At 45.7% G+C, this 23918-nt stretch carries 24 protein-coding genes, 1 tRNA gene and 1 riboswitch; of the genes, 15 read left to right on the forward strand and 10 right to left on the reverse strand.

Features of this window, described 5'->3' with window-relative positions:
• The first annotated feature begins 323 nt into the window (after window positions 1–323).
• The 4 genes from guaB (at window position 324) to serS (ending at window position 6167) form a co-directional block, all read left to right on the forward strand.
• Complete coding sequence (gene guaB, locus CS562_RS31160; protein ID WP_024628817.1) at window positions 324–1781, forward strand: IMP dehydrogenase; 1458 nt, start codon at window positions 324–326, stop codon at window positions 1779–1781.
• A 431-nt stretch (window positions 1782–2212) separates the two neighbouring features.
• On the forward strand, window positions 2213–3601 hold the full coding sequence (locus CS562_RS31165; protein ID WP_099859270.1) for a D-alanyl-D-alanine carboxypeptidase family protein: 1389 nt from the start codon (window positions 2213–2215) through the stop codon (window positions 3599–3601).
• A gap of 427 nt (window positions 3602–4028) precedes the next feature.
• Window positions 4029–4619 (forward strand): pyridoxal 5'-phosphate synthase glutaminase subunit PdxT, encoded by a 591-nt coding sequence (pdxT, locus tag CS562_RS31170; RefSeq protein WP_099859271.1) that lies wholly within the window; start codon window positions 4029–4031, stop codon window positions 4617–4619.
• Between the two features lie 264 nt (window positions 4620–4883).
• Window positions 4884–6167, forward strand: coding sequence for a serine--tRNA ligase (gene serS, locus CS562_RS31175; protein ID WP_076292209.1), 1284 nt, complete (start codon window positions 4884–4886; stop codon window positions 6165–6167).
• Window positions 6168–6318: 151 nt separating this feature from the next.
• Here the strand turns inward: serS and CS562_RS31180 are convergent, their stop codons facing one another.
• The gene (locus tag CS562_RS31180; RefSeq protein ID WP_099859272.1) at window positions 6319–6729 is read right to left on the reverse strand and encodes an S-layer homology domain-containing protein; all 411 of its coding nucleotides are present in this window, start codon (window positions 6727–6729) and stop codon (window positions 6319–6321) included.
• A gap of 211 nt (window positions 6730–6940) precedes the next feature.
• Here CS562_RS31180 and CS562_RS31185 point away from each other — a divergent pair.
• From CS562_RS31185 to CS562_RS31200, 5 genes are all read left to right on the forward strand, one after another.
• Window positions 6941–7029 (forward strand) — tRNA-Ser (locus CS562_RS31185).
• Between the two features lie 193 nt (window positions 7030–7222).
• On the forward strand, window positions 7223–7564 hold the full coding sequence (locus CS562_RS31190) for a hypothetical protein (RefSeq protein ID WP_064641367.1): 342 nt from the start codon (window positions 7223–7225) through the stop codon (window positions 7562–7564).
• Window positions 7565–7589: 25 nt separating this feature from the next.
• Entirely contained in the window at window positions 7590–7766 is a 177-nt protein-coding gene (locus tag CS562_RS33155) for a hypothetical protein (protein WP_180287252.1), read from the forward strand.
• 23 nt (window positions 7767–7789) lie between these two features.
• Complete coding sequence (locus tag CS562_RS31195; RefSeq protein ID WP_063567623.1) at window positions 7790–7942, forward strand: small acid-soluble spore protein P; 153 nt, start codon at window positions 7790–7792, stop codon at window positions 7940–7942.
• Between the two features lie 266 nt (window positions 7943–8208).
• Window positions 8209–9303: a hypothetical protein gene (locus CS562_RS31200; RefSeq protein WP_099859273.1), complete on the forward strand. Its 1095-nt coding sequence runs from the start codon at window positions 8209–8211 to the stop codon at window positions 9301–9303.
• An 84-nt stretch (window positions 9304–9387) separates the two neighbouring features.
• Here the strand turns inward: CS562_RS31200 and CS562_RS31205 are convergent, their stop codons facing one another.
• Window positions 9388–9957: a GNAT family N-acetyltransferase gene (locus CS562_RS31205; protein ID WP_076292206.1), complete on the reverse strand. Its 570-nt coding sequence runs from the start codon at window positions 9955–9957 to the stop codon at window positions 9388–9390.
• Between the two features lie 34 nt (window positions 9958–9991).
• Window positions 9992–10492 (reverse strand): tRNA adenosine(34) deaminase TadA, encoded by a 501-nt coding sequence (gene tadA / locus CS562_RS31210; RefSeq protein ID WP_076292205.1) that lies wholly within the window; start codon window positions 10490–10492, stop codon window positions 9992–9994.
• 335 nt (window positions 10493–10827) lie between these two features.
• Between tadA and CS562_RS31215 the strand changes: the two genes are divergently transcribed.
• Together CS562_RS31215 and rluF are read left to right on the forward strand one after the other, a co-directional pair.
• Window positions 10828–13167, forward strand: a complete 2340-nt coding sequence (locus CS562_RS31215; protein ID WP_076292204.1) for a PAS domain S-box protein — start codon at window positions 10828–10830, stop codon at window positions 13165–13167.
• An 18-nt stretch (window positions 13168–13185) separates the two neighbouring features.
• Complete coding sequence (gene rluF, locus CS562_RS31220) at window positions 13186–13887, forward strand: 23S rRNA pseudouridine(2604) synthase RluF (RefSeq protein ID WP_099859274.1); 702 nt, start codon at window positions 13186–13188, stop codon at window positions 13885–13887.
• 131 nt (window positions 13888–14018) lie between these two features.
• Here the strand turns inward: rluF and motB are convergent, their stop codons facing one another.
• On the reverse strand, window positions 14019–14834 hold the full coding sequence (gene motB, locus CS562_RS31225; RefSeq protein WP_099859275.1) for a flagellar motor protein MotB: 816 nt from the start codon (window positions 14832–14834) through the stop codon (window positions 14019–14021).
• Window positions 14821–15621, reverse strand: a complete 801-nt coding sequence (motA, locus tag CS562_RS31230; protein WP_024628803.1) for a flagellar motor stator protein MotA — start codon at window positions 15619–15621, stop codon at window positions 14821–14823. The genes motB and motA overlap by 14 nt, the downstream gene beginning before the upstream one ends.
• A gap of 234 nt (window positions 15622–15855) precedes the next feature.
• Here motA and CS562_RS31235 point away from each other — a divergent pair, with 234 nt between their 5' ends.
• From CS562_RS31235 to rbsK, 3 genes are all read left to right on the forward strand, one after another.
• Window positions 15856–16149: a hypothetical protein gene (locus CS562_RS31235; RefSeq protein WP_063567630.1), complete on the forward strand. Its 294-nt coding sequence runs from the start codon at window positions 15856–15858 to the stop codon at window positions 16147–16149.
• A gap of 253 nt (window positions 16150–16402) precedes the next feature.
• Window positions 16403–16699 (forward strand): 4a-hydroxytetrahydrobiopterin dehydratase, encoded by a 297-nt coding sequence (locus CS562_RS31240; RefSeq protein WP_064641360.1) that lies wholly within the window; start codon window positions 16403–16405, stop codon window positions 16697–16699.
• 45 nt (window positions 16700–16744) lie between these two features.
• Entirely contained in the window at window positions 16745–17731 is a 987-nt protein-coding gene (gene rbsK / locus CS562_RS31245; protein WP_099859276.1) for a ribokinase, read from the forward strand.
• Window positions 17732–18061: 330 nt separating this feature from the next.
• On the opposite strand, the gene CS562_RS31250 is transcribed toward rbsK, so the two are convergent.
• The 5 genes from CS562_RS31250 to CS562_RS31270 form a co-directional block, all read right to left on the reverse strand.
• A complete protein-coding gene (locus CS562_RS31250; protein ID WP_063567633.1) occupies window positions 18062–18421 on the reverse strand; it encodes a c-type cytochrome in 360 nt (119 codons plus the stop codon).
• Window positions 18422–18571: 150 nt separating this feature from the next.
• Entirely contained in the window at window positions 18572–19066 is a 495-nt protein-coding gene (locus CS562_RS31255) for a GNAT family N-acetyltransferase (RefSeq protein WP_099859277.1), read from the reverse strand.
• Window positions 19067–19462: 396 nt separating this feature from the next.
• Window positions 19463–19933 (reverse strand): C40 family peptidase, encoded by a 471-nt coding sequence (locus CS562_RS31260; protein ID WP_076292199.1) that lies wholly within the window; start codon window positions 19931–19933, stop codon window positions 19463–19465.
• Window positions 19934–19936: 3 nt separating this feature from the next.
• Window positions 19937–20074: riboswitch (cyclic di-AMP (ydaO/yuaA leader) on the reverse strand.
• A gap of 252 nt (window positions 20075–20326) precedes the next feature.
• Window positions 20327–21169 carry a hypothetical protein gene (locus tag CS562_RS31265; RefSeq protein ID WP_076292198.1) on the reverse strand — a complete coding sequence of 281 codons (843 nt, stop codon included), beginning with the start codon at window positions 21167–21169 and terminating at the stop codon, window positions 20327–20329.
• 10 nt (window positions 21170–21179) lie between these two features.
• On the reverse strand, window positions 21180–23171 hold the full coding sequence (locus CS562_RS31270) for a M1 family metallopeptidase (protein WP_099859278.1): 1992 nt from the start codon (window positions 23169–23171) through the stop codon (window positions 21180–21182).
• 101 nt (window positions 23172–23272) lie between these two features.
• On the opposite strand from CS562_RS31270, the gene CS562_RS31275 reads away from it, so the two are divergent.
• On the forward strand, window positions 23273–23776 hold the full coding sequence (locus tag CS562_RS31275) for a YwhD family protein (RefSeq protein WP_076292196.1): 504 nt from the start codon (window positions 23273–23275) through the stop codon (window positions 23774–23776).
• Window positions 23777–23918: the final 142 nt, after the last annotated feature.

Below are 23918 nucleotides of genomic sequence, written 5' to 3' on the forward strand. Positions count from 1 at the left end.
TTTTTATTTGTTTATAAGCAAAAATGCAGGATTAGCTATTAGTTTAGAGACATTGCACTAAATGATTTAACATAGATAAGCGCCACTTGATATGAGTGGCGTTTTATATAAATAAAATGAACCTGTCCGTATGACAAATACAGTTGTATGCATCAGGCAATACACCTAATATAACCAGGGAGTTTCCCTTGACAGTCTAAATAACGCTTTGCTAAGATGGCAATAATAAATTTTTCAGAAAACATATTTTCGGCATTAAATACAGCCTGAGATCTTCGGGTTTTGGACCGTAAAGCTGAGCAAACATAAGGAGGAACGCCCGCGTGTGGGAAGATAAATTTGGTAAGGAAGGTTTCACCTTCGACGATGTACTGCTGGTGCCACGGAAATCCGAGACACTGCCTAAAGAAGTGGACGTATCTGTTCGTTTGAGTGACAGCGTAAAACTGAATATTCCTTTGATTAGTGCTGGTATGGATACTGTTACTGAAGCGACATTGGCTATTGCCATTGCCCGTGAAGGCGGTATTGGTATCATCCATAAAAATATGTCTGTTGAGCAGCAAGCGGAGGAAGTAGATCGGGTTAAGCGCTCGGAGAGTGGTGTTATTACCAACCCGTTCTCACTTACAGCGGAACATCTGGTTTCTGATGCAGAGTCGGTTATGGCGAAATATCGCATTTCCGGTGTACCGATTGTTGAAGGAGATCAAAAGCTTGTTGGTATTCTGACAAACCGTGACTTGCGTTTCATCCACGACTTCTCCATTAAAATTAGCGAAGTTATGACTCGTGAGAATTTGGTTACTGCGCCTGTAGGTACTACACTGCAAGAAGCAGAAGGCATTCTCCAGAAGCATAAAATTGAGAAACTTCCATTAGTAGATGAGTCCAACACACTGAAAGGTCTCATTACTATTAAAGATATCGAAAAAGCAATCCAATTCCCTAACGCAGCTAAAGATGCACAAGGACGTTTGCTGGTTGGAGCAGCGATCGGGATTTCCAAAGACACCTTTGAACGTGCTGATGCATTGGTTCAAGCTGGTGTGGATCTGATTACGGTAGACTCGGCACACGGACATCACATTAACATCATTGATGCGGTTCGTCAGCTGCGCGAGCGTTTCCCGAACCTGACCATTGTTGCAGGTAACGTTGCTACTGGCGATGCGACCCGTGAATTGATCGAAGCTGGGGCGTCCGTTGTCAAAGTGGGAATTGGACCAGGTTCCATCTGTACAACTCGTGTAATTGCTGGTATTGGTGTTCCTCAAGTTACAGCAGTATACGATTGTGCAAATGTAGCACGTGAATATGGCGTACCAATCATTGCTGACGGTGGTATCAAGTACTCTGGTGAGATTACTAAGGCTCTTGCTGCAGGTGCTCATGCAGTCATGCTGGGAAGCTTGTTTGCAGGTACGGCAGAAAGCCCGGGAGAAACGGAAATCTTCCAAGGACGTAGCTACAAAGTTTACCGCGGTATGGGTTCAATGGCTGCGATGAAACAAGGAAGTAAAGATCGTTACTTCCAGGATGATGACAAGAAACTGGTTCCGGAAGGAATTGAGGGACGTGTTGCTTACAAAGGTCCTTTGTCTGATACGATTCATCAGTTGATTGGTGGTCTACGCTCAGGTATGGGATACTGTGGTACAAGCAGTTTGGAGCAGCTTCGTAACAACACTCAGTTTATTCGTATTACAGGCGCGGGGCTTCGTGAAAGCCATCCGCATGATGTACAGATTACGAAAGAAGCTCCTAACTACTCGTTGTAATCTGAATTGTGTTAATTATTTCCAGGACAGGCTTGGCGATTTTCGCCGGGCCTGTCTTTTTTTGCGGATACCCCTGTGATAGAATAGAACAAGCGGTGATGATCCTTTAATGGATTAGGGCGTTGCGGCGGTTTTTTGACGTGAGTCTATGAAACTGTTTCCGACAATGAATTTTAAGTGATAAAAAAGGTTGAAGGTTGCCCAGCGAAAAAGAAGCGCGGACGTCCTTTTACATAAGCATTTCATTTAATGCTAACTAAGTGACAATCGATTCGAACTTTAGGAGCAATGACATTGCTCTTTCGATACAGCGCATATACAACACACATCTCACACATCATCTTCACCTGTTAGGGACTAAGAAAATATTGCAGCTCAAGCTGTACTGAAGCAAACAATAGAAAGCTTCGGACCGAAGGGAGTATTCATCATTGAAAGCCAAACAAATGAATAAGAAAAAACGTCAAATGCTCAAAAAAAGCGTAGCCTCGGTTATGCTGATTAATATGCTCTGCATGTCTGCGGTAATGCCTGTTATGGCTGCTGCAAACGATTCAGGGCAGGTCTTGACCGCGGCAGCTACAACAACGAAGACCGAAAAAGCCGTGGACATTCCTTCGGCAGACTCCCTGGGACTCGATGTTAAATCAGCCGTACTGATGGAGGCTTCAACGGGTCAAATTCTACTCAATGTTAATGCGGATAAAGCTATGCCGCCTGCTAGTATGACTAAAATGATGACAGAGTACATTGTGGCTGAACAGGTTAAGCAAGGAAAGTTTAGTTGGGATGATATTGTAACTGTAGGTGAAAATGCAGCCAAGAGTACAGGTTCCCGCATTTTCCTTGCAAAAGGTGACCAACATACAGTTAAGGAGCTGTACATTGCTATGGCTGTAGGCTCAGCCAATGATGCCACGGTTGCTCTGGCTGAATATGTTGCAGGCTCCGAGCAAGCTTTTGTGAAAATGATGAATGATGAAGCGAAGCGTATGGGAATGAAAGATAGCTACTTCATCAACTCCACAGGACTGGATCGTGCAGATATGCCTGCGGATTTCCGCCCAACTGAAGATAAGGAAATCGTCATGTCGGCACGGGATGCAGCCATTTTGTGCAGATATATCATCATGGATCACCCGGACTACAAAGATTTTACAACAATTCAATCCTATAAATTCCGCCCCAACGACAAAGATCCAATTATTAACTATAACTGGATGCTGGAAGCGAATAAAAATATAACCAACTTCAAAAGCTATGCCTATGAGGGTCTGGACGGGATGAAAACGGGCCATACCACGAACGCCGGGAATAATTTTACCGGTACGGCTGAGCGTAATGGCATGCGTCTGATCAGTGTGGTTATGGGTACCGATTCGGAGCCAGCGCGTTTCAGAGAAACGAAGAAAGTATTGGACTTCGGATTCAACAATTTTGAAGTGAAACAGGCGGTTGCTGCCAAAACTAAAGTCACAGGCTGGGAAGCTGTACCTTTGAAAAAAGGGAAGGAAACAACTGTACCTGTTGTGACAGATAATGCAGTAAGTTTCGTTGTACCTAAAGGTACTCAAAACCTGGACGTGACATTTAAAGCGAATGTAACTGAAGCTGATAAGCTGGTTGCTCCAATTAAGGCCGGAACCAAGGTTGGTACGGTTACTTATACGTACAAAGCAGAGGGAATTGAACCTCAAGAGAAGACAGTTAACCTCATCACCGCAGAAGAAGCGGAAAAAGGGGGTTGGTTCCGTCTCTTCTTCCGTGCAGTGAAAGATTTCTTCGTTGATCTGTTTGATGGCATCAAAAACCTGTTCTAATAGACATGGTGAAGGAAGACGGGATAATATGACATTTTCAATATAGTGTCGTTAGACCATTGACAAAATACAATTAATTCCGACTGGATGGATTGTATATTTACAATTTTTCCGGTAAAATATCAAGTTAGAATTCTACGTATAATTCAGTTGAAAAGTCTATTGTTCTTCTAACTGACACTGCATATTCCACATCCTTTTCATGGACAAGAACGATACATCCATAATGGTAGGGTTGGGGTATGGAAACGGGAATAGCACGCTTTAAAAGAGGGACCAAAGCGCGGATCGGACATTATGGCGCCAAGGACTTGGGTGAAGCGTTCGCCGGATTGGCGAAGGTGCTTCTATGATCGGTACCAATTCCAAACTTGCACCTTCCGAGCCCATGCAGGATAGCGGCTGGTAAGAGAAAGGTGGATTTTAAATGAAGATCGGCGTTTTAGCACTTCAAGGGGCAGTCACCGAACATATTCGTAGTGTTGAACGTGCCGGAGCAGAAGGATTGGCAATCAAACAGGTTCAGCAACTCGAGGAGCTGGATGGGTTGATTCTTCCTGGCGGTGAGAGTACCACGATTGGCAAACTGATGCGCAAATATGGTTTCATGGAGGCCATTCGGGCATTCGCTGCTGAGGGTAAACCGGTGTTCGGCACCTGTGCTGGTTTGATTGTTATGGCCAAACATATTGAAGGACAAGAGGAAGCTCATCTGGAGCTAATGGATATGACCGTTTCGAGAAATGCATTTGGACGGCAGAGGGAAAGCTTCGAAACGGATCTCCCGGTAAAAGGCATTGAGGAGACGGTAAGAGCTGTGTTTATACGGGCACCTCTAATTGAGAGTGTGGGGGAAGAGGTAGAAGTTCTCTCCACTTACAAGGATGAGATTGTTACTGCCCGCCAGGGGCATCTGCTGGCTTGCTCCTATCACCCTGAGCTGACAGATGATTATCGACTGCATGCTTACTTTGTGGACATGGCTAGGTCGTATAAACAGCCTGTACAGAACCAATAGTGATTGATATACAACCTATGACTGCCGGTGAACCGGATCAGTCCTCCAGAGGCTCACAAGGCTTGCTGGCAAGGTGCTGTCTGGTCAGATGCCTGATGTTGCCCGTATCTGCTTTCAAAGCGGGAATCGCAGCGTAGGGCAGCACCGGAGGCCATAGGTTGTTTTTTACCATTAAGAAATGATGAAGTTATAAGGCTGCAAAGTTTTGGCAGGAGTTAATGAGGAAGGTTTCTACTTTGTGGTGTTATTTAGGAGGGGTATTTAGTGCTTGATGTGAAAATATTGCGGAATGAGTATGCACGTGTTGAAGAAGCATTGACGAAACGTGGCAAATCACTGGATCTAATCGCCGGGTTTACGGACATGGATGCCAAGCGTCGTGAGTTGCTGCAAGAGAGTGAAAACCTGAAAAGTCGCCGGAATACGGTATCCGGAGAAGTTGCCAAGCTTAAAAAGAGTGGCGAAAATGCGGATGAGTTGATCCTTGAGATGCGCGAAGTCTCCGATCGAATCAAAGCAATGGATGAAGAAGTGCGTGAGTTGGAAGTGAAAATCAACGATCTGACTATGGCGATTCCAAACATCCCTAACGAGAGTGTACCTGTTGGTGCGTCCGAAGATGATAATGTGGAGATTCGTCGTTGGGAAGAGCCTAAGTCCTTTTCATTTACACCAAAAGCACACTGGGAAATTGCTCAGGATCTCGACATTCTTGATTTTGAAGCTGCTGCCAAAGTAACAGGCTCCCGTTTTACCTTTTATAAAGGATTGGGTGCACGTTTGGAACGTGCTTTGATCAACTTCATGATGGATCTGCACAGCGATCAGCATGGGTATGAAGAGATTCTGCCTCCATACATCGTTAACCGTGACAGCTTGTTTGGAACTGGCCAACTGCCGAAATTCGAGGAAGACCTGTTTAAGCTGAAAGATACCGAGTATTATTTGATCCCTACTGCTGAAGTTCCGGTAACGAACTATCATCGCGAAGAGATTTTGAATGCTGACCAGTTGCCTAAACACTTTGTAGCATACAGTTCGTGTTTCCGATCTGAAGCAGGTTCTGCTGGACGGGATACACGTGGCTTGATTCGTCAGCATCAGTTCAATAAAGTTGAGTTGTTGAAACTGTCTTCTCCTGAGACCTCTTATGAGGAATTGGAGAACATGACTCTAAATGCGGAACGTGTGCTTCAATTATTGGGGCTGCCTTACCGTGTTCTGACGTTGTGTACAGCAGATATGGGCTTTACGTCTGCCAAAACATATGACATTGAGGTTTGGTTACCGGAAAGCAATACGTATCGTGAAATCTCGTCTTGCTCCAACTGTGAAGACTTCCAAGCACGTCGAGCCAATATCCGTTTCCGCAGAGAGCCAAAAGCGAAACCGGAATTTGTCCATACTTTAAATGGTTCAGGACTGGCAGTGGGGCGTACTGTAGCTGCTATTCTGGAGAACTACCAACAAGAAGATGGAACAGTAGTTATTCCTGAAGCACTGCGTTCTTATATGGGCGGAGTCAGCGTAATTGCTCGTCGTTCCTAGGATGTTCAACTAAATGAATGAAATAAAAAACCGTCTCCTGACAAATGGAAGTTTAGAATGTTCCATTTTCACAGGGCGACGGTTTTTTGTAGTTTATTGTTTAAGAAGACGATACGTTAGCTATGATTATCGCCTAAGCGAAAGCGTAATATTAGTTCACATACCCAATGGAGCGCAGGGTGCGCACCAAGATCATAAGTGATTCGTCTGTGGTTGCTGCTTTTTTCGGCTCAAAGGATGTCCCGAATGTATCTTGAAGCAAATTGAGTGATGTCAGGGCCTGGACTTGGGCTGTGGCCCAAGGAGAGATAGAGTCTTGGTCCGGATAGGATTTCACAGCTGATCTATTAGCGACAGAATCTCCTCCTGCATACTGAATTGCCCGATAAACCATGTTTGCCAACTCTTCCCGGGTGACCTGGCGATCGGCACGAAATGTTCCATCAGCATAGCCTTTAACAAGTCCAAGGTGTGCAGCTGTTGCCGCATACGATTGTTCCTCAGGCAACGTGTTCAAAGGGTCATTTTTACGATACACACCTATAACAATCAACCACCCCATAATGAAAAAGTCTAAATTCGATTATACAGAGCAGGGCGGAACCGATTCTGAACAATCATATCAATCGTTAGGTAGCGCTGGTTACGGTTACTTAGTAGGTGGAATTTTCCTTTTTGATGCATCAAATAATAAATCTTATAAAAAGGTTGCTTTCTGCTATACAATTATGGTATGATCTATTTCGTGGCAAGTTTATAAAAGTTAATGTCCTGGAGAGGTACCGAAGCGGTCATAACGGGGCGGTCTTGAAAACCGTTAGGGGGCAACTCCACGTGGGTTCGAATCCCACCCTCTCCGCCATACTACAATTATGATAAGGATTTGAGCGATAAGCTCAGGTCCTTTTTTGCATTTATTTATACATTTAGCGCAGCCGCTTACATGCTGTATGTATAAAGAATTTTTACGACAAGAAATCAGTATGTTTCAATATCTGTGTGATGCATAAAAACATCCGAATCGCCGCACTTTATATAAGAGTGGAGGTGGTTAGATGAACCGCGAATTAAACATAGATCAGACGGAGCTTGTAGGTGCTTGGCAGGAAAGATTGCCTGAGGTCCTAAATGTCGGAGATCGCGCTCAGGTTATGGCTGACGAGGCTGATCAACAGGCTATTCGAATTCACATCGCAACAGCGGGACACCAGATGTACTCTTTTGATTTCAAGTGTGCCTATGTGGATTCTCGTGAAGTCAGTGTGCAGCTAATTGATGTGGAGCGCGATGGAAGGACGACGGATGAGCGTACAGAACCCATTCAGGAATTGGCTCAGGATTACACGCGTCATATTCATGAATGTGCCCAGTCGTTGCAACCCAAAACCAGACATTAGGCAGACGTCAAAGGAGTGGTAATACGTGAGCAAAGCCAAAGCTGGAACAGATAAAAACCTGCAAAATGTAGTCGCAGATCTGGATCAGACACCTGTGAATAGTCACCATGCCCAACAAATTCAACAGGACTCGAATGACCGTCGGCATCAGGATTCCATGAATTATGACAAAACGGAAGATATGGACCCATCCCATTCCTAATCCAATGAAGAGGGGGGAACAACATGAGTAAACCCAAAACAACACCTGTGCCCGAAGCTCAGGCTAATGTGCAGCACCGAAAACCTGAAAAGCATTCTTCCATGCAGGAACCGTTGTCAGGCTCCAAAAAAGTGAAAAACCAGAATCATGTAGATCATCACAATCCCCAAGGCTAAGGTAAAGGAACATTCATTCCTTTCTATAGCACATATCAATGCATAACTATAACCTATAACTCCGGTTAACAAACCGGGGTTTTTGCGCGTTCATACATGATTTAGAGGAGGACATCATTGATATCTAAAGCTTACATAGGTCTTTGTAGCCAATTTAGAGAGTAAAGCTCACAAATTTCCCAAATCGTGTTTCCGTTTCAGAATAAATGGTATATCATTGATATTGAATTATTTTTTTTGGGGTTATCACGAGAGGAGAGAAACAAATGACTAAACGTATGGGGGCGCTTCTTCTTACGTTGCTGTTAACCGTATCCATGGCACTGACAGCATGTAGTAGCAAGCAAGAGCCAAAAGAGGCATTGAAGACGGCGGCAGCCAATGCTTCCAAATTGACTTCGTATGAGATGAGTTCTAACTTCACTATTAATGAATTGAGCTATAAAGCTGCAGACGAGTCACAACAGGATCCAACGATGTCTCAGTTTATGAGTATGCTGAAGGATGCTCAGTTGAATGTAACTGGCGTATACCAAAGCGAGCCAATGCAGACCGAAATGACGGTAGGTATTGAGCTTAAAGGCGATATGGGTATGACATTTACCATTCCAATGGTTATGACCGCTGAGAAGTTATATGTTAAGGTACCAAGTATTCCGTTCTTCCCGATTCCGGAAACGGTTGTTGGTAAATTCCTGGAGCTGGATCTGAAAGAACTGGCTGAGCAAGAAGGAACGGAATGGAATCCAAATGCTATGGATGCAGCGAAAACACAAAAGCTGAGCAATGAAGTTATGGATGCGGTCCTGAGCGAGTACGATCAGGATAAATTCTTTAAAAACCTGGACGTGAAGGATGCGCAGCTTCCAGAAGGTTTGGATGCCAAGCAAGTCGTTCAATTTTCAGTCAACAATGACAATGTGAAGGAAGCTGTTACTGTTCTGGTCACCAAAGCATTGCCAAAAGTATTGGATATCATTTCTAAAGAAGAGTATCGTGACATGTTGCAAATGAGTCAGGAAGATATTAACAAAGCTAAAGAGGATCTGAAAATTACTGAAGCAGATCAAGCTGAAATGGCTAAAGATCTGGATCAGTTGAAAGATACACTGACCATTAACCAGTTCCACATTGATTTTGCTTTGGACAAAAAAGATTTCCCGGTATATCAAAAATTGGTTGCTGATCTGTTGATTAAACAACCTGATACCAAGGATGAAGTTAAACTTGCTTTCACGGGTTCGAACACGTACACCAAAATTAACGAGAAGCCAGCATTCAAAATCAATATTCCTACTGGCGAAGACGTCATTACAATGGATCAGTTTGAAGAACTAATGAACGCATCTTACGGATACTAAGTTCTTAGATCCATTAGTTAAAGCAAAGAGCCGCTCGACCTTAGGGTCGAGCGGCTCTTTGTATGTTGTTCCATGTTTGTTCAATTACTGTAAAGATTCACCCAAGTCCTCGGCCAGCACAGCATAGATCTGATGATCCTGATACTCTCCGTTAATTTTGAGATATTTACGAGCAATGCCCTCAGCTTGAAAGCCATTCTTCTCCAAAACACGTTTTGAACCCGTATTGGATAATAGAATGGCCGCTTGAACACGATTTAACTTCAGAGCACGGAAAGCATAGGATACAGCGAGTTTCACGGCTGCGGTCATTCGTCCTCCGCCTTGGTAATCTGGATGGATGAAGTATCCCATGTCTGCATAATTGGCAACGCCCTGAACGACATTGTTCAAGCTAACCTGACCGATCAGAATACCATCGTCGATTGTAAAAATTCCGAATTGATAACCTGTTCCTTCCTCAGCCGCCTGCATTCTGTCCTGAATGCGTCTGGTTTGTGCATGCAGCGTATAGAACTCATCATCCCGGATAGGCTCTACAGCTTGGTAGGGTAGACGTGTGATTTGAATAAGAGCAAGATACGCCTCTGTATCTTGTGGAGTAAGTAAACGGAGACTTATTCCCTTTGGTGTGTCGTATAGTGTAAGCGGCATGGAATGCACTTCCTTTCCAGATGGATGTAAGATTCTATTTTTTGCGTAAACGCCGGAAAAATTGAGTCAGCATGGTGGAACACTCTGGTTGCAAGATGTCAGCTACTACTTCAGTTCGATGATTAAAACGAGGTTCCTGCAGCAGATTCATCAGCGTTCCTGCGCATCCGGCCTTGGGGTCTGCGGTACCATATATCACTCGAGGCACCCTGGATTGCACAATGGCACCTGCACACATGGGGCATGGCTCCAGTGTGACGTACAGACTGCAATCCAGCAGTCGCCATGCACCGATGGCTTCACTGGCCTGCCGGATGGCTACCATCTCCGCATGTGCTGTGGAATCAAGTGTCGTCTCACGCAAGTTATATCCACGACCGATAATGCGATTATGTTGAACAATTACAGCTCCGATCGGTACTTCCCCGAGTGCTTCTGCTTTGTACGCTTCAGCGATGGCTTCACGCATCCAGTGCTCATGCTGAGCCTCCTCCGAGAGATGTGTAAGATCAGATTGGAGAACGTCATCCTTCATTAAAATGTAAAACTCCTTCCAAAGAGCATTTTGTGCGGCGAACAAACATTCGTTTGTTAACATGTTGTGTATAAGTCTGTGGATAACCAACGAGTTGCTCACATAGTTATGAACATACTATCCACATGCCTGTGGATTTGTGTATAATTTTTAGTGGTTATTCCCATTGTAGGCATGGAAATGACAAAATACAATTGATTTCGCGTTTTTCAGCCAAGCGGTAACTTTTGGACAAGGGTCAATTATCCTTTTCAAATAGACATACAACAGTTATGATGGATATAGGTTTTGCCATATATCGCCAGAGGGTACAAGCCGAGAGGTGAACGAAAAAGTTGTCTATTAAAACGAAATTATCCATGATTATGTCGTGCTCAGTGCTCGTCATTTTAGTTTTAAATATAGCACTGAGTTATTATACTACAGAAGAGAATCTAAGGCAGGACAGCGAAACCAAGATGGTGCTTACTGCCAAACAGATTGCAATCGCTGTCGAACAGAGTCAGTCCAGTTCAGAATATGTAAAACGACAAATTGGGAACAATCTATGGCTGGCCTCAGTAATGGCAGCGGAAGAACTAGACCCGAATATTAATAATATCACAAATGAAGACCTGGTTCGCATGAGCGAAAAAGTCGGTGTTTCCCACATTTCATTGATGGAGCAAACGGCTGATGATATTGTGGTTACCCGATCTTCCGATCCAAAGGAGATTGGATTATCTACCAAATCCATGACGTACTGGTATCAGGCATTTAAACAGCTATTCGAAAACCATCAGGTTACGATTTCACAGGGACAGAAATTAGACCATTTTTGGTCGGATGGATTCGAATATTCTACATCCAATCCGTCAGATGTTGATATCTGGGGTTACTATCATGATGGGAAGAGGAATTACATAATCAATCCCTTCTATAATAATGCCGCTGTTGACGACTATGTGAAGATCTCTGGTCCAGACGAGATTTTGAATAAGATTCGTGAAGTGAATCCTTCAATTCTGGAGATTACAGGCATCAATCCATTGACCTTCGGTAGCTCGAGCATGAGCAATGACGGAAGGGATACGAACCACAACAAGTTGAATAACAGGCCAATTCGTTTCGGTACCTATCAATATGGTGCCGCAGAAGAGGATCACAAGGCAGTCGTACGGGCCATTCGTACTGGGCAGAATGTATCCTTTGTCAGTGAAACTCATGAACAGAAGGTGCTCAAAAGTTTCATTCCGATATTCACCCCCAATGAATCATCTTATGTGATTAGTATTGTCATGGACTATAAGCAAATATCCTCCATGGTATCGGAACAACTGGTTAGCCATGCCTCCATTTCACTTGTGTTGCTGGAGATTGTGATCTTTGGCAGCTATTTGCTCGCAGGTTACATTACACGTCCAATTCAATCTATTCTGGGCAAAGTGAATGATGTGGCAGATGGCCATTTTGATTTCCGTCTAAAAGTGAGAAGGAAAGACGAACTGGGCCAATTAGCGAATCGCATTAATGCCATGATTCGTAATTTGGGCCATTATACGAATCGTCTGAAACAGATGTATGAAGAAAATCGTGCGGTAAAAGAGCATTTGGAATCGATCATTAACCAAACCGCAGATGCGATTCATATTACGGATCTGGATGGAAATGTTCTGCGGGTAAACCGTGCCTTTGAGCAGTTGTACGGCTGGCGCAGTCGTGAAGTAGAAGGCCGTAAGTTGAAAATTATCCCTCCTGGTACTGAAGAGGAGATGGAAGAGCAGCATGCCCAGTTGATTGAGGGTATGTCAATTACGTCCAATGAAACGACATGGATGAAGAAGGATGGTAGCCGTGTCGAAGTCAGCGTGAGTACAGCACCAGTCCGGGATGAAGCAGGCGAGATCACAGCACTAATCAGCGTATCAAGAGATATTACCAGCCGTAACCGTATGGAGGAACTGCTCAGACGTTCCGAGAAACTGACGACGGTTGGTCAGCTGGCAGCAGGGGTTGCGCATGAGATACGTAATCCGCTTACGACCCTACGTGGTTTTCTTCAGCTCCAACAAGAGACGAACAAGCTTAACCACCGGCACTTGGACTTGATGCTGTCCGAGTTGGATCGAATTAATCTTATTGTGGGTGAGTTTCTGATACTGGCCAAACCACAGGCGGTTCATTTTCAAGAACGGGATATTCGCTTCATTCTGGGAGATGTTATATCATTACTGGACAGTCAGGCGCATCTGCATGGTGTTGAATTTGTATTGAATGCTTCATCCGATTCAGCTATGGTACACTGTGAAGAGAACCAGTTGAAGCAGGTCTTCATTAACTTGCTGAAGAACGGCATGGAGGCCATGCCAGACGGAGGTAATATTCGAATTAAACTCAATCATGACGAAGAGAATAGTCGGGTTCGGATTGAAATTAAGGATGAAGGCACTGGAATTCCAGAAGAATTGATGCCTAAGCTGGGGGAACCATTCTTTACAAGCAAGGAATCGGGAACAGGGCTAGGCCTGATGGTCAGCCAGCGCATTATTCAATCACATAAGGGCATGATGGATATCAAAAGCGTCATGAACAAGGGAACGACCGTCATTATCGAGCTACCTGCTTCCCAACAGCAACCGGAGAGTATGGAGGAAGAGCATAAGACGGACAATGAACCTACAGACGAAGAGAACTAGATGAGGTGAGATTACCTTTTGCGTATTAATAAATTTATCAGTGAAACGGGTTTTTGTTCCCGTCGAGAAGCCGACAGATTGGTGGAAAGCGGGAAAGTAACGATTAATGGAGTCAAGGCCGAGCTGGGCAGTCAAGCAGAAGATGGCGATGATGTAAGAATTAATGGTCAACCTATTAAGGAAAAACGGAAACACGTATATATTGCACTCAATAAACCTGTCGGAATAACGAGTACAACCGAACAGCACATTCAAGGGAATATCGTTGATTTTGTAGGGCACAAAGAGCGTATTTTCCCCATTGGACGCCTGGATAAGGATTCGGAAGGTTTGATTCTGATGACCAATGACGGTGATATCGTCAATCGAATTTTGAGGGCAGAAGGACGTCATGAGAAAGAATATATTGTCACCGTGGATCGTGCGGTAACGCCGAGTTTCTTAAGAGGCATGAGCACAGGAGTCAAGATCCTTGGCGAAATGACGCTGCCTTGTACGGTGACTCGTATATCAGAGCGGGTGTTCCGCATTATTCTGACAGAGGGAAAAAACCGTCAAATTCGCCGGATGTGCAGTGCATTTGGCTATGAGGTTCGGAAGTTGAAGCGGATTCGTATTATGAACATTCATCTCGGTGAACAGGCCACAGGGACCTGGAGAGAACTAACGCCCGCTGAAAAGTCGGAACTAAGCAGTTTGCTAGATTATAATATGGAATAAATGATGATATCCAAAGCGCTGCTTTCCCTCAAGGGAAGCAGCGCTTTTTCATATCAGTGGATAGAAAAAAGTCACTCCCCTGTAATGAAGGAGAGTGACTTAAGCATTACTTTGCTACAACGAACAACTCTTTAGTTATCTTTTCCGACTGCTTTCACGTCCGTGTTGTTACTCTGATATTTCCGGATAATCGAAACTTCTACCCGACGGTTTTGAGCTCGTCCAGCATCTGTTTGGTTGCTAGCGACTGGGTGATACTCTCCATAACCGCTAGGTGTAAACTTCGAAGGGTCCAGCGCCTCATTCAATAACAGAATTTTGAGGAAATTCAGTGCTCGATCGGCACTCAAATCCCAGTTATCCTTATATTGGCTGTTCGAAATGGGAACATTATCAGTATGGCCAGACACTACGACTTCATATTCCGGAAACTCCTGCAGCATGCTTGAGATGGCTTTGGCCAGCGAGCGTGACTCTGGTTTAACATCAGCCCGGCCTGAGGAGAACAGGGCGTTATCACTGATCGTGATTTTGAGTTCAGACTGATTCAGCTTCGTATTCAGCTGATCGGAGAGACCGTTTTTCTGAATATATTGATCAAGCCGTTTCTTGAGTTTCTCCAGATCTTCCTGTTCTTTCTGAGCCATCTGCGCATCTGTAATCTGAGCGGCTGTCTTCTTGATATCTTCAGGCTGCTGTTTGTTCTTACCCAAATCTATAGTAGATTCTGTAGGGTTCATGGAGGTATGATCCAGTACACCCGAACCACCATTCAATGCGCTGCTCAGTGCGGAAGCCATCTGTTCAAACTTCGTTGCATCTATAGAGCTCATAGAGAATAATGTGATAAACAGAGCGAGCAGCAACGTCATCAAGTCAGAGTAGGGAAGCAACCAACTCTCGTCTATATGTTCTTCATGCGGTTCGTGTTTTTTAGCCTTTTTCACCTGATGAGCCCTCCTTCTCTTCCAACTGTCTACGTTCGGAAGGTGTCAGGAATACAGATAATTTTTGATTAATGGCAATGGTGGATACACCAGATTGTATGGATAACAAGCCTTCAACCATCATCAGCTTGATTTCCATCTCTTTTTTGGACATCCGCTTCAGTTTATTGGACATTGGATGCCACAACACGTAACCACTAAAGATACCGAGAAGTGTCGCGATAAACGCCGCTGCAATCGCATGCGAGAGCTTTTCCATATCACTGAGATCGGCAAGCGCTGCAATGAGACCTACAACGGCCCCGAGTACCCCGAGCGTTGGTGCATACATCCCCGCTTGGGCGAAGATCAAGGCACCGCCACGATGGCGCTCTTCTGTAGCATGAATATCTTCCATGAGTACATCACTTACAAATTCCTGATCATTTCCGTCAATAATCATACGCATACCGCCGCGCAGGAACTGATCATCAATATCTTCGACTTTCGATTCAAGTGCAAGCAAACCTTCACGACGGGTGGTGGAAGCCCAGTCCATAAATGTGCCGATTAGAGAAACACGGTCAATCAGTTGTTGCTTTTTGAACAGTACCCCAAATAGCTTGGGGATTTTTTTAACTTCAGACATGGGAAATGCCATGAAAATAGTTGCTGCCGTACCAACAAAAATAATAACGTAGGCTGCCGGGTTGTTAACCAGGTTGATAAGGGGCGCACCCTTCAGGAACATACCCACTACAAGTGAAACCAGCCCTAAAACTAGTCCGATAATCGTTGAAATTTCCATCATACACCTCATCCATGAGATAAAATTGAATCCTTTCAAGCGGCTTTATTCGGGCTTCCGGACGAACGTTACACCGCAATCCGTTTAATGTTAGGCATCCTTTAGGGTTGCAGAAACAGTTAAAACGGTCATGTATAGTATTTATCGACCAGATGGCCTTTTTTTTTAAGGGTTATTTTCAGGTATAATAAGATCAAATCTGCTCCTTAGGGGCTAAATAGGAGTGAAAAGCCAATGGGCGTAAAGCATGGACGAGATTATGAAGGAATATTGACAGATTTGACAGAGGCTATAGGACGAATACCGGACCGCTATGTTTTCTTTGAGATGGATGAGGAAGAATGGTCACGCCTTGGTGTAACAGAGCAACTTGAAGTAGATGAGGCGCTCGCTGAAGATCTGTTCTATGCACTGGGTGAGGAGTCGGTCATTCCGGTAGGAAGTGGAGTGGTCATTCATGACAAGGATCAGCACCGAATTCATATCTTAATTGGGGAAGAAGAGCTGACTTTTGTACCGCTCATTTAGTATGTACCCATAAGATATTTGGCATGGAAACCTGAGTTGGAGAATCTCCCTAAAGCCTTATGGTTAGTGGATCTAGCGCCATTTGTACTATTGGAATTTGAGGCTTGTCCGTGGTAAGATGATAGTCATGAAACGGGCGAACCGCAGGGCGGTGGACCTATGCGTTTGGGTTGCTATGGGTAGCACCAAAGGTTTCGGTGGCAGTATGGACAGTTGTCTATGATGAGCCATCATATGGGGAGGAAGATAACGTATGGTTTTTACGCAAGAGGAAGTCGAAGCTCATCTGGGAAGGCTGGAAGGCTGGGAACTGGAAGAGGGACGATGGATTGTCCGCAAGTTCGTATTTTCCAACTACATGAAAGGGATTGCATTTGTGGATGAGGTCGCAGCGATTTCGGAAGCATTCAATCATCATCCTTTCATTACAATTGACTATACAACGGTCACACTGCGTCTCACGTCATGGGATGAAGGTGGCATCACATCTGTAGATATTAAAGAAGCGCAACAATATAATGAGGCTTTTGAGAAAATGAGGTCGGAATAACCTGGGTCGGTTATTATCGCACTACCGGAAATGAGTGAAACATACATGTCAGACGATAATCAGAACAAACCTCTTATTGCTGTCGTAGGCAGCCTTAATATGGATCTGGTGGTAAAGACGGACATCATTCCTGAGGAAGGCGAGACGGTGAGCGGGGAGGAACTGCACTATTTGGCCGGAGGCAAAGGCGCCAATCAGGCGGTTGCTGCTGCACGACTGGGCGGACAGACAACGATGATTGGTGCGGTAGGTTCGGATGGTTTTGGTGAACGCCTGCTGCACAGTCTAATGGAAAGCGGGGCGGATGCCTCGCAAGTTCGCATTCTGGATGATACCGTTACAGGTACGGCCTCCATCTGGCTCTCCAAAGGAGATAACCGGATTATTGTCATTCCTGGAGCAAATGGGCAGGTTGTGCCTGCGATGCTGGAAGAGGCGGATACGTTAAAAAGCCTGACTGCAGCCGCAGCGGTGCTGCTGCAGCTAGAGATCCCGCTGCCCGCGGTCACCCGCGCCGCCCAACTGGCGGCTGAAGGCAGCGCATTGGTGGTGCTCAACCCGGCGCCTGCGGTGCCGGGTCTGCCCCAGGAGCTGCTGCGGTGCGTCGACGTTGTCACGCCGAACCGCAGCGAGCTCGCCGTGCTCACCGGCCGGGATGATCTCCGGCCGGAAGACGTGGATGCGGCGGTCGCAGAGCTCGCCGCATCCCTCGGGGCCGCTGTCGTCACGACGCTCGGCCCCGAGGGGGCTGTGTACGCGGCAGCGCCTGGCGGCCGCGTACAGGCAGGGCGTGCCGGCGCGTGCCGTGCGCCCGGCTACGCCGTAAGCGCCGTCGACACGACCGGCGCTGGCGATTGCTTCAACGGCGCGCTGGCAGTAGCCCTCGCGCGCGGAGAGACGCTGGACGCGGCGGTAAGCTTCGCCATGGGCGCAGCCGCGTTGTCCGTGACGAAGCTCGGCGCCCAGTCCGGGATGCCGTCCGCACGTGAAGTGCAGGCTTTCCTTGCCGAGCAGAAGGCAAAGAGCCAGTAATCGATGCTTGCTTTAGCTGAATCAGAGGCCGGAGGGCAGGCAGGATACGCTAATGTATCTAGATAGTCACAGCATGGTGGATATTATCATCGGAGCATCCCTGAAATGAGCAAGAGGCTCTTACTTCCCTGTACGGGAGAGTAAGAGCCTCTTCTCTGTATAACCATTGATAAATCCAGCAACCCTGCAATACGAATACGGGTTGCCTACGTTGTGCGTCTAGCGTCAGCATGGTTTAGAGCATGCATAAAGAGCAAGAGGTGACTAAGGCCACCCACACTCAATATACATGAACCGCCACAAACTAATCGCCTTGAAAGACTTCTTCGATTACTTCTTCTCCGCCAGCCACATCGCAATATTCGCGATTTCTTCATCCTTCAGCTTGTCTTTGAACGAAGGCATACCGCCACTTTTACCTTTGACAATCGTGGTATAAATCTTCTCCACATCGTCCTGGCTACCAATCTTCTGCAGACTAGGGCCCATACCCCCTTGAAGCTGATCACCGTGGCAGGTAATACAGTTGGCTTTGACCAGTGCCTCAGCCTGTCCTGCATCCATTGTAACTTGCGGCATCGTCGGTTTCGCTTCTTCTGCAACTTCCTCTTTCCCTGGAAGCGTAAACATTAGTACAATAGCTAAAGCGCACGCTGCAAAAAATACCCCGCTCATGATCCATTTGTGCATCCCTTATGTCCCCTCCAGAATGAAAGATCATCTAACTTGAAACTATCCATATCATTATAACGGAACCTGTAGTGACATCATAGCATTTTGTGGTAATTTTTTGAACTAATCACATAACCGGGGACTTTCTAGGGTGATTTTAAGCTCTTTTTATCCGCGTGGACCTTCATAGACCATACAGTAGAAGGGCTTCAAACCGCTTGGTGTCTGTCGTTCGTATGTATCCTGCGTAACAAATCCGGCTTTGAGATAGACGCGAATGGCCCGGTCATTCCAGGTCAGAACTTCCAGATCGATTTCGTTTGCAGGGTTCCGGCGAATGGCTTCCTGCACAATGGCGGAGACAAAAGCCGTTCCTTGACCATGACCACATCGTTCCGGATGCATGCCAAGCCCAATGCGGGTGACACCTTCAAGTGGGAAGTATTGAGCGAAGCCGCAAATTTGTTGATTCTCTCCCAGCACCACCACATATTGTTCCTTCCGTAGCTGGGGATCGCCGAATTCTACTTCGAGTGCTTTCATCTGCTCCCAGGGTAGCCAGCTATAAATATTATAAGGCGGGTCATACTGCCAATTGCAGATGAGCTCCGCATGTTCTTCTTGCATGGGCACAACGTGAAACGTCACAGAGGCTTCATCCATACAACTGCACGCTCCTCTCATTGTGAACAAGCTATAATGATTCTGATTTGTCCATATACATATGTCATTCCATATCTAAGCTTGTTTCCACTCTACAAAAGAGGCGTTCATTTGGCAAGTCCTCGTTTTTGAAAAAAAAGTGAAACAAAAGTTCCGGTAATTTCGTTTATATTATAGTGGGATGGGTAAAAACATTATAAGAGCACGGACAAAGCAACGAAAATTAGCTTTTTAAAAAAAGTTAAAATTAGGTTTGATAGCTGTCCCGAATACGTTAAAGGAAACGAAGCACAAAAAAACCGCCGGATACATTCCTGCGGAGAATGTACCAGACGGTTCTATTATGCTTCGTTACAGTATTTTTATTGTTACAGCATGACGTTGCTCAGCTTGTCCCTAGTCGATGGCCAATGTCTCATATGCGTCCGTGCTCATAATGCGTTTAGCGCCAACATAGCGGTTAGCCCAGTAGCTTTCGCTTAATGCACTGATTGTAACTCCTTTGGAAGAAGATGAGTGTGCAAACTTTCCATCCCCTACAAAGATCCCTACGTGTGAGACCCCTTTGCCCGTTGTATTGAAGAATACCAGATCACCTGGTCTCATTTCCATACGGGATACTGAATCACCCATGTCGAATTGCGAGCTCGATTGGCGAGCCAGATCAATACCCAGCTTGTCGAATACATAACTTGTGAACCCAGAGCAGTCAAAGCCGTTAAGCGTTGTTCCTCCGCTTTTGTATGTAGTTCCCATTGCTGAATCAATGACTTGGTCCATTTTTGAATCTGCGAATGCGCTGCCTGCTCCAAGCGATAATGCGAATGTGATGCTGAGTACAGCTGCGGTTAATTTCTTCTTAAACAAGAGATATACCCCTTCCAATGCCTGCGAGGTTAGCTTAAGGATTCGGTTGAAGGTCCCCTATGATCCCTCTGTTGCAAGATCAATTCACCCATAACTGGTTCCCCCGCTTCCCAGGTGCTAGGAATTTGGCTATGCTAGTTATGCACCTGCGAAATCAAGAAATGACGATTAAATTTTAAGTAGTTACAAATATGAAGGTAAAGATTACAAAGTTGTTACTAAAAACTCACTGCGATTATTGTAACAGAGGTATATCACTTTGGCAACGTTTAACAGCAAAATTAGCAAAAAAAACCTCGACCTTTGACGGGGAAAGGTCGAGGTTTGCTTGTTTAAAGGTGTTTGATGAAAACAACTTTACATATAGATGGTAACCATTTTTAACTGTGCACGTTAATCCTTGACCGAGTTGGACTGCCATAACCGGAAATGGGCGCATATCTTCCATAAGCTCAGCAAGCACCGGGCAAGTGGATACGTCTGTTGTAGTATAAGACCAGTTAAGCCCGTTAGTAACCATGAAGCTGAAGTGAAGGCGCCAAAGACCAGGAGATGAAGGCCACCCAGCAGTACGGCAATGCCAATTAGAGTGATGACCTGGCGTAGTGCAATCCATAGAGCTTGAAACGTACCACGTGCTCCGCCTTCCCCATCAGGAGCCGAGATACCAAACTGCATGTACAGCAGGACATGATGGATAACCCACCCGTATACAATCCAACCAGCAACATAGGGAATACCAGGCAGGAGCAGATGGAGGGAATGAAAACCTTCCATAAGGATGGAATAAAGTTTTGGTGCGATCCAATAAGCCGGTAGCAGCAGCAATAGGGTGCGAATAGTGTGGAGCAGAAGCATTGGTTTCCACAAATTTTTGATGCCACGAATGAATGGAATGCGCTCTTCCGAATGATTATAATGTTGGAGCGAGTAGAGCAGCCCTGCCTGAATGAGAGGGCTAATTAGCATCCGTAGCAGCAGCATAGCCCCTAAAATCCATAAATAGCGATGGACCTCTGGATTCATTGTCAGGCCGAGTTGGCTCTCCATTTTGAATAAAATTGTACTGAGTTCCCCTGCATCAGGGTCGGGATAACGCAGGAGTAGCGGAACCACAGCTGATTGAACCATTCGATAAAGAAAGTATCCCCATACTAATTGATAGAGAAATAAGAGTGCTGCAATGAACATATGCTGACGGACGAGAAACCAGCCTTCACGTATTTTCGCTTTCACTGTATCCACCTCACCATGACAGACTTCCGAATATGGCTTCTATAAGTTTGGTTGCACTCATGCTCCAGCGGGATTTGGTTGGCTCATCCAGTCCGGCTTTCAGAAAATTGTTCATATGATGGTTCTCCAGCACAATCGTGTACAGCGGATCAGTCATGGCCCAGGAAACAGGGGAAGTATAGGTCAGTTTGTAGGTAATGCGCTCCTCGCTGCCATCCCATTCTTTCGTCATGGTTTTCCCATCTTCGAACATAATTCGAACAGGCACCTTCTTATATTCACTGCCTTTTTTCTGGACTGTAATGGATGACTCGTACAACGTTTGACCGTCTTTCAGGATAGGATTAATTGTGATCTTCTCCACTGCAAAGTCAGCCATGCCGTCACCGTATACATATTGATTAAAATAATCGGTCCAGGAGGTACGGGTTACTTGCTCCACGACCTTTTGAAAATCAGACGAAGTAGGGTGTTTGAAACGGTATTTCTTTACATAGGTCGAGAGAATACGCTCCATCGTTTTGGCACCAACTTGTTGTTCTATCCCGAGTAATACAAGCTTGCCTCGTGTGTATACGTTGGCGGCATATTGATTCTGGGAATCGAACTTCCAGGAGTCCTGTGTCAGAGAGGCTGGAGAAGTAATGAGACCTGACTGTACAGGCAGATTCGGGATAAGTCCGTATTCCTGTTCCATCACTTTGTCTTCTGCATAGGAGGTGAACCCTTCGTCCAGCCAAGCCTCCTCAAATTCATTACTGGCGACCATGCCGTAAAAATACTGATGCCCAATCTCGTGCACAACCGTGCGTTCCAGATCGTAACCAGGTGTAGAATCATCCGCACCGAAGGCGGTGACCAAGGTAGGGTATTCCATTCCTCCTGCGCCATTCCCCGATTTGGGCGGGACAACAATGGACAGTGTGGAATACGGATAAGGGCCAAACCACTTGCTATAATTGGATAGCGCTGCTTTGGCGGCGTAGAAATAACGTTCCTTCAGGTCCTCATGAGCAGGGTCGAGATACAGCTTGATTCGGACGCCTGGCACATTGGGAGCAGAGAAGGGTTCTTCCGCATAAACAAAATCAGGAGAGGCTGACCAGGCAAAATCATGCACATCATCGGCATAGAACTGATATACTTTTTCGCCGTTCTTCACAACAGCTTGTTGGGTTGGGAATCCGGTAGCAGCTACTTTGTATGTTTCCGGTACCCGAATACGCACACTATAGATACCGAAATCGGCATAAAACTCTGAATTGCCGTGATACTGATGCAGATTCCAGCCTTCGGTCGTCCGACCTCGTGTGCCTACTGGCTCATATACGCTAAGTTTAGGGAACCATTGACCTGCCATAACAAAATGATCTGCCGTTCCCATGCGGGCAAAAATCTTCGGTAGCTTGACCTCAAATTGGGTGTGAAGCGTTATGCTTTCACCGCCTTTAACGGGTTTGGGCAGCCGTACCTTAATGAGGGTAGTATCTTTCATGTTTCCGTCATCCGGTTGCACATATTGCATCCGATGCAAGAGAGAAAGCCCGTCCTCTGTTTTCATTTCTGTAATATGCATAGAACCATAACCGTTCGTGGGCATGACATCACCGCGAAGTTTCCCCCCGGATTCTTTCATAAAAGTGGTGTCAGCAGAAGAGAAGGCATTGGGATACATGTGAAAATAAAGCTCGCTGACGGTTTTCTTACCTGGATGTGTCCAGGTTATCGTCTGAGTCCCTTGCAATACATTCCCGTCTACCAGCTTCACATCCATGTGATATTCCACTACGCGGTTGCTGAACACTTCAGCTGTAGGTGTCTGTATACTTTCCGGAGATGTTTGGGTTTTGACGGGTGCCGTAGGCTTGCCCGATTCCGGGGCGAGCGCAGGCAAGTCAGAATGAATGGAACGTGTGGAGCCTAGACCAAGCCATATCCCCCCGGCAACTACACACAGGGCTATAATTGCGGTGAGCCAGCTCTTGGCGCGTCGTGGAATCATCGTTAAATACCTCCCGTTGACAAGCATCTACAGCATGTATATGTTTGCATTGGAGCGATTATTAGTTAAAATATTTGTATCAACCCTTGGAGGCTATAAACATGGACCAAAACGAGCAAAACGGCAAAAAACAGATTGCCTTGAATATCGTTAGTGCAAAGAGCAAACACAAAGGCTTCGGTGCAGGTTCCATAGATCTGAACAACCTTTCTCCAGTTATTATTGATAACGGAGAAGCCAAGATCGATATTGGTGCGATGCATGCAAAGAGCAAAGTGGAGCGCAACATCAAGTTCTCAACCAACCGTGAGGACGTACCCAATGGACGCCAGGTATGGCTGGTATGGGTAGCTGTGGACCGTAACGAGCAGGGGCAGTTCTATGGTGGAGCAACAGCGTGTGAGATGTGGATTGATACAGAAGCGCGTCGTGGATGGAAACTGCTGGCCGAACATGTGAACCGCATGGATTATGCCATGAAGCGCCGGTTCATGCTGGATGACCTTGGTCCTGAGGATCGCGCGGCACTCAAGACGTTATTGACTACGCATAACGAAGAATGGTGGAACGCTTCTCCGGATGAATTGAAAGAAGCGCTCGCCTAATTAATGAATGTTCAAAGTTGTTCAAAAAAAAGAAGCAAAAGCCCCGGGACCGAGATGATCGGTTCGGGGTTTTTGCTTCTATGCTAAAATTAAATTTTACAGAAGCTGACGCAATTACGTCATTACGCATTTACGTCACTTT

Origin of the sequence: Paenibacillus sp. LK1 (assembly GCF_002750415.1) — a bacterium.
Classification (GTDB): Bacteria; Bacillota; Bacilli; order Paenibacillales; family Paenibacillaceae; genus Paenibacillus; species Paenibacillus taichungensis.

Coding starts and splice junctions, on each gene's coding strand:
- CS562_RS31190 (WP_064641367.1), top strand. CDS start 7,223: ATGAACCGCGAATTAAACATAGATCAGACGGAGCTTGTAGGTGCTTGG.
- pdxT (WP_099859271.1), top strand. CDS start 4,029: ATGAAGATCGGCGTTTTAGCACTTCAAGGGGCAGTCACCGAACATATT.
- CS562_RS31180 (WP_099859272.1), bottom strand. CDS start 6,729: ATGGGGTGGTTGATTGTTATAGGTGTGTATCGTAAAAATGACCCTTTG.
- rbsK (WP_099859276.1), top strand. CDS start 16,745: ATGTCAGACGATAATCAGAACAAACCTCTTATTGCTGTCGTAGGCAGC.
- CS562_RS31240 (WP_064641360.1), top strand. CDS start 16,403: ATGGTTTTTACGCAAGAGGAAGTCGAAGCTCATCTGGGAAGGCTGGAA.
- tadA (WP_076292205.1), bottom strand. CDS start 10,492: ATGAAGGATGACGTTCTCCAATCTGATCTTACACATCTCTCGGAGGAG.
- CS562_RS31275 (WP_076292196.1), top strand. CDS start 23,273: ATGGACCAAAACGAGCAAAACGGCAAAAAACAGATTGCCTTGAATATC.
- CS562_RS31200 (WP_099859273.1), top strand. CDS start 8,209: ATGACTAAACGTATGGGGGCGCTTCTTCTTACGTTGCTGTTAACCGTA.
- motA (WP_024628803.1), bottom strand. CDS start 15,621: ATGGAAATTTCAACGATTATCGGACTAGTTTTAGGGCTGGTTTCACTT.
- CS562_RS31235 (WP_063567630.1), top strand. CDS start 15,856: ATGGGCGTAAAGCATGGACGAGATTATGAAGGAATATTGACAGATTTG.
- CS562_RS31255 (WP_099859277.1), bottom strand. CDS start 19,066: ATGGATGAAGCCTCTGTGACGTTTCACGTTGTGCCCATGCAAGAAGAA.
- CS562_RS31195 (WP_063567623.1), top strand. CDS start 7,790: ATGAGTAAACCCAAAACAACACCTGTGCCCGAAGCTCAGGCTAATGTG.
- CS562_RS31205 (WP_076292206.1), bottom strand. CDS start 9,957: ATGCCGCTTACACTATACGACACACCAAAGGGAATAAGTCTCCGTTTA.
- CS562_RS31270 (WP_099859278.1), bottom strand. CDS start 23,171: ATGATTCCACGACGCGCCAAGAGCTGGCTCACCGCAATTATAGCCCTG.
- CS562_RS31250 (WP_063567633.1), bottom strand. CDS start 18,421: ATGCACAAATGGATCATGAGCGGGGTATTTTTTGCAGCGTGCGCTTTA.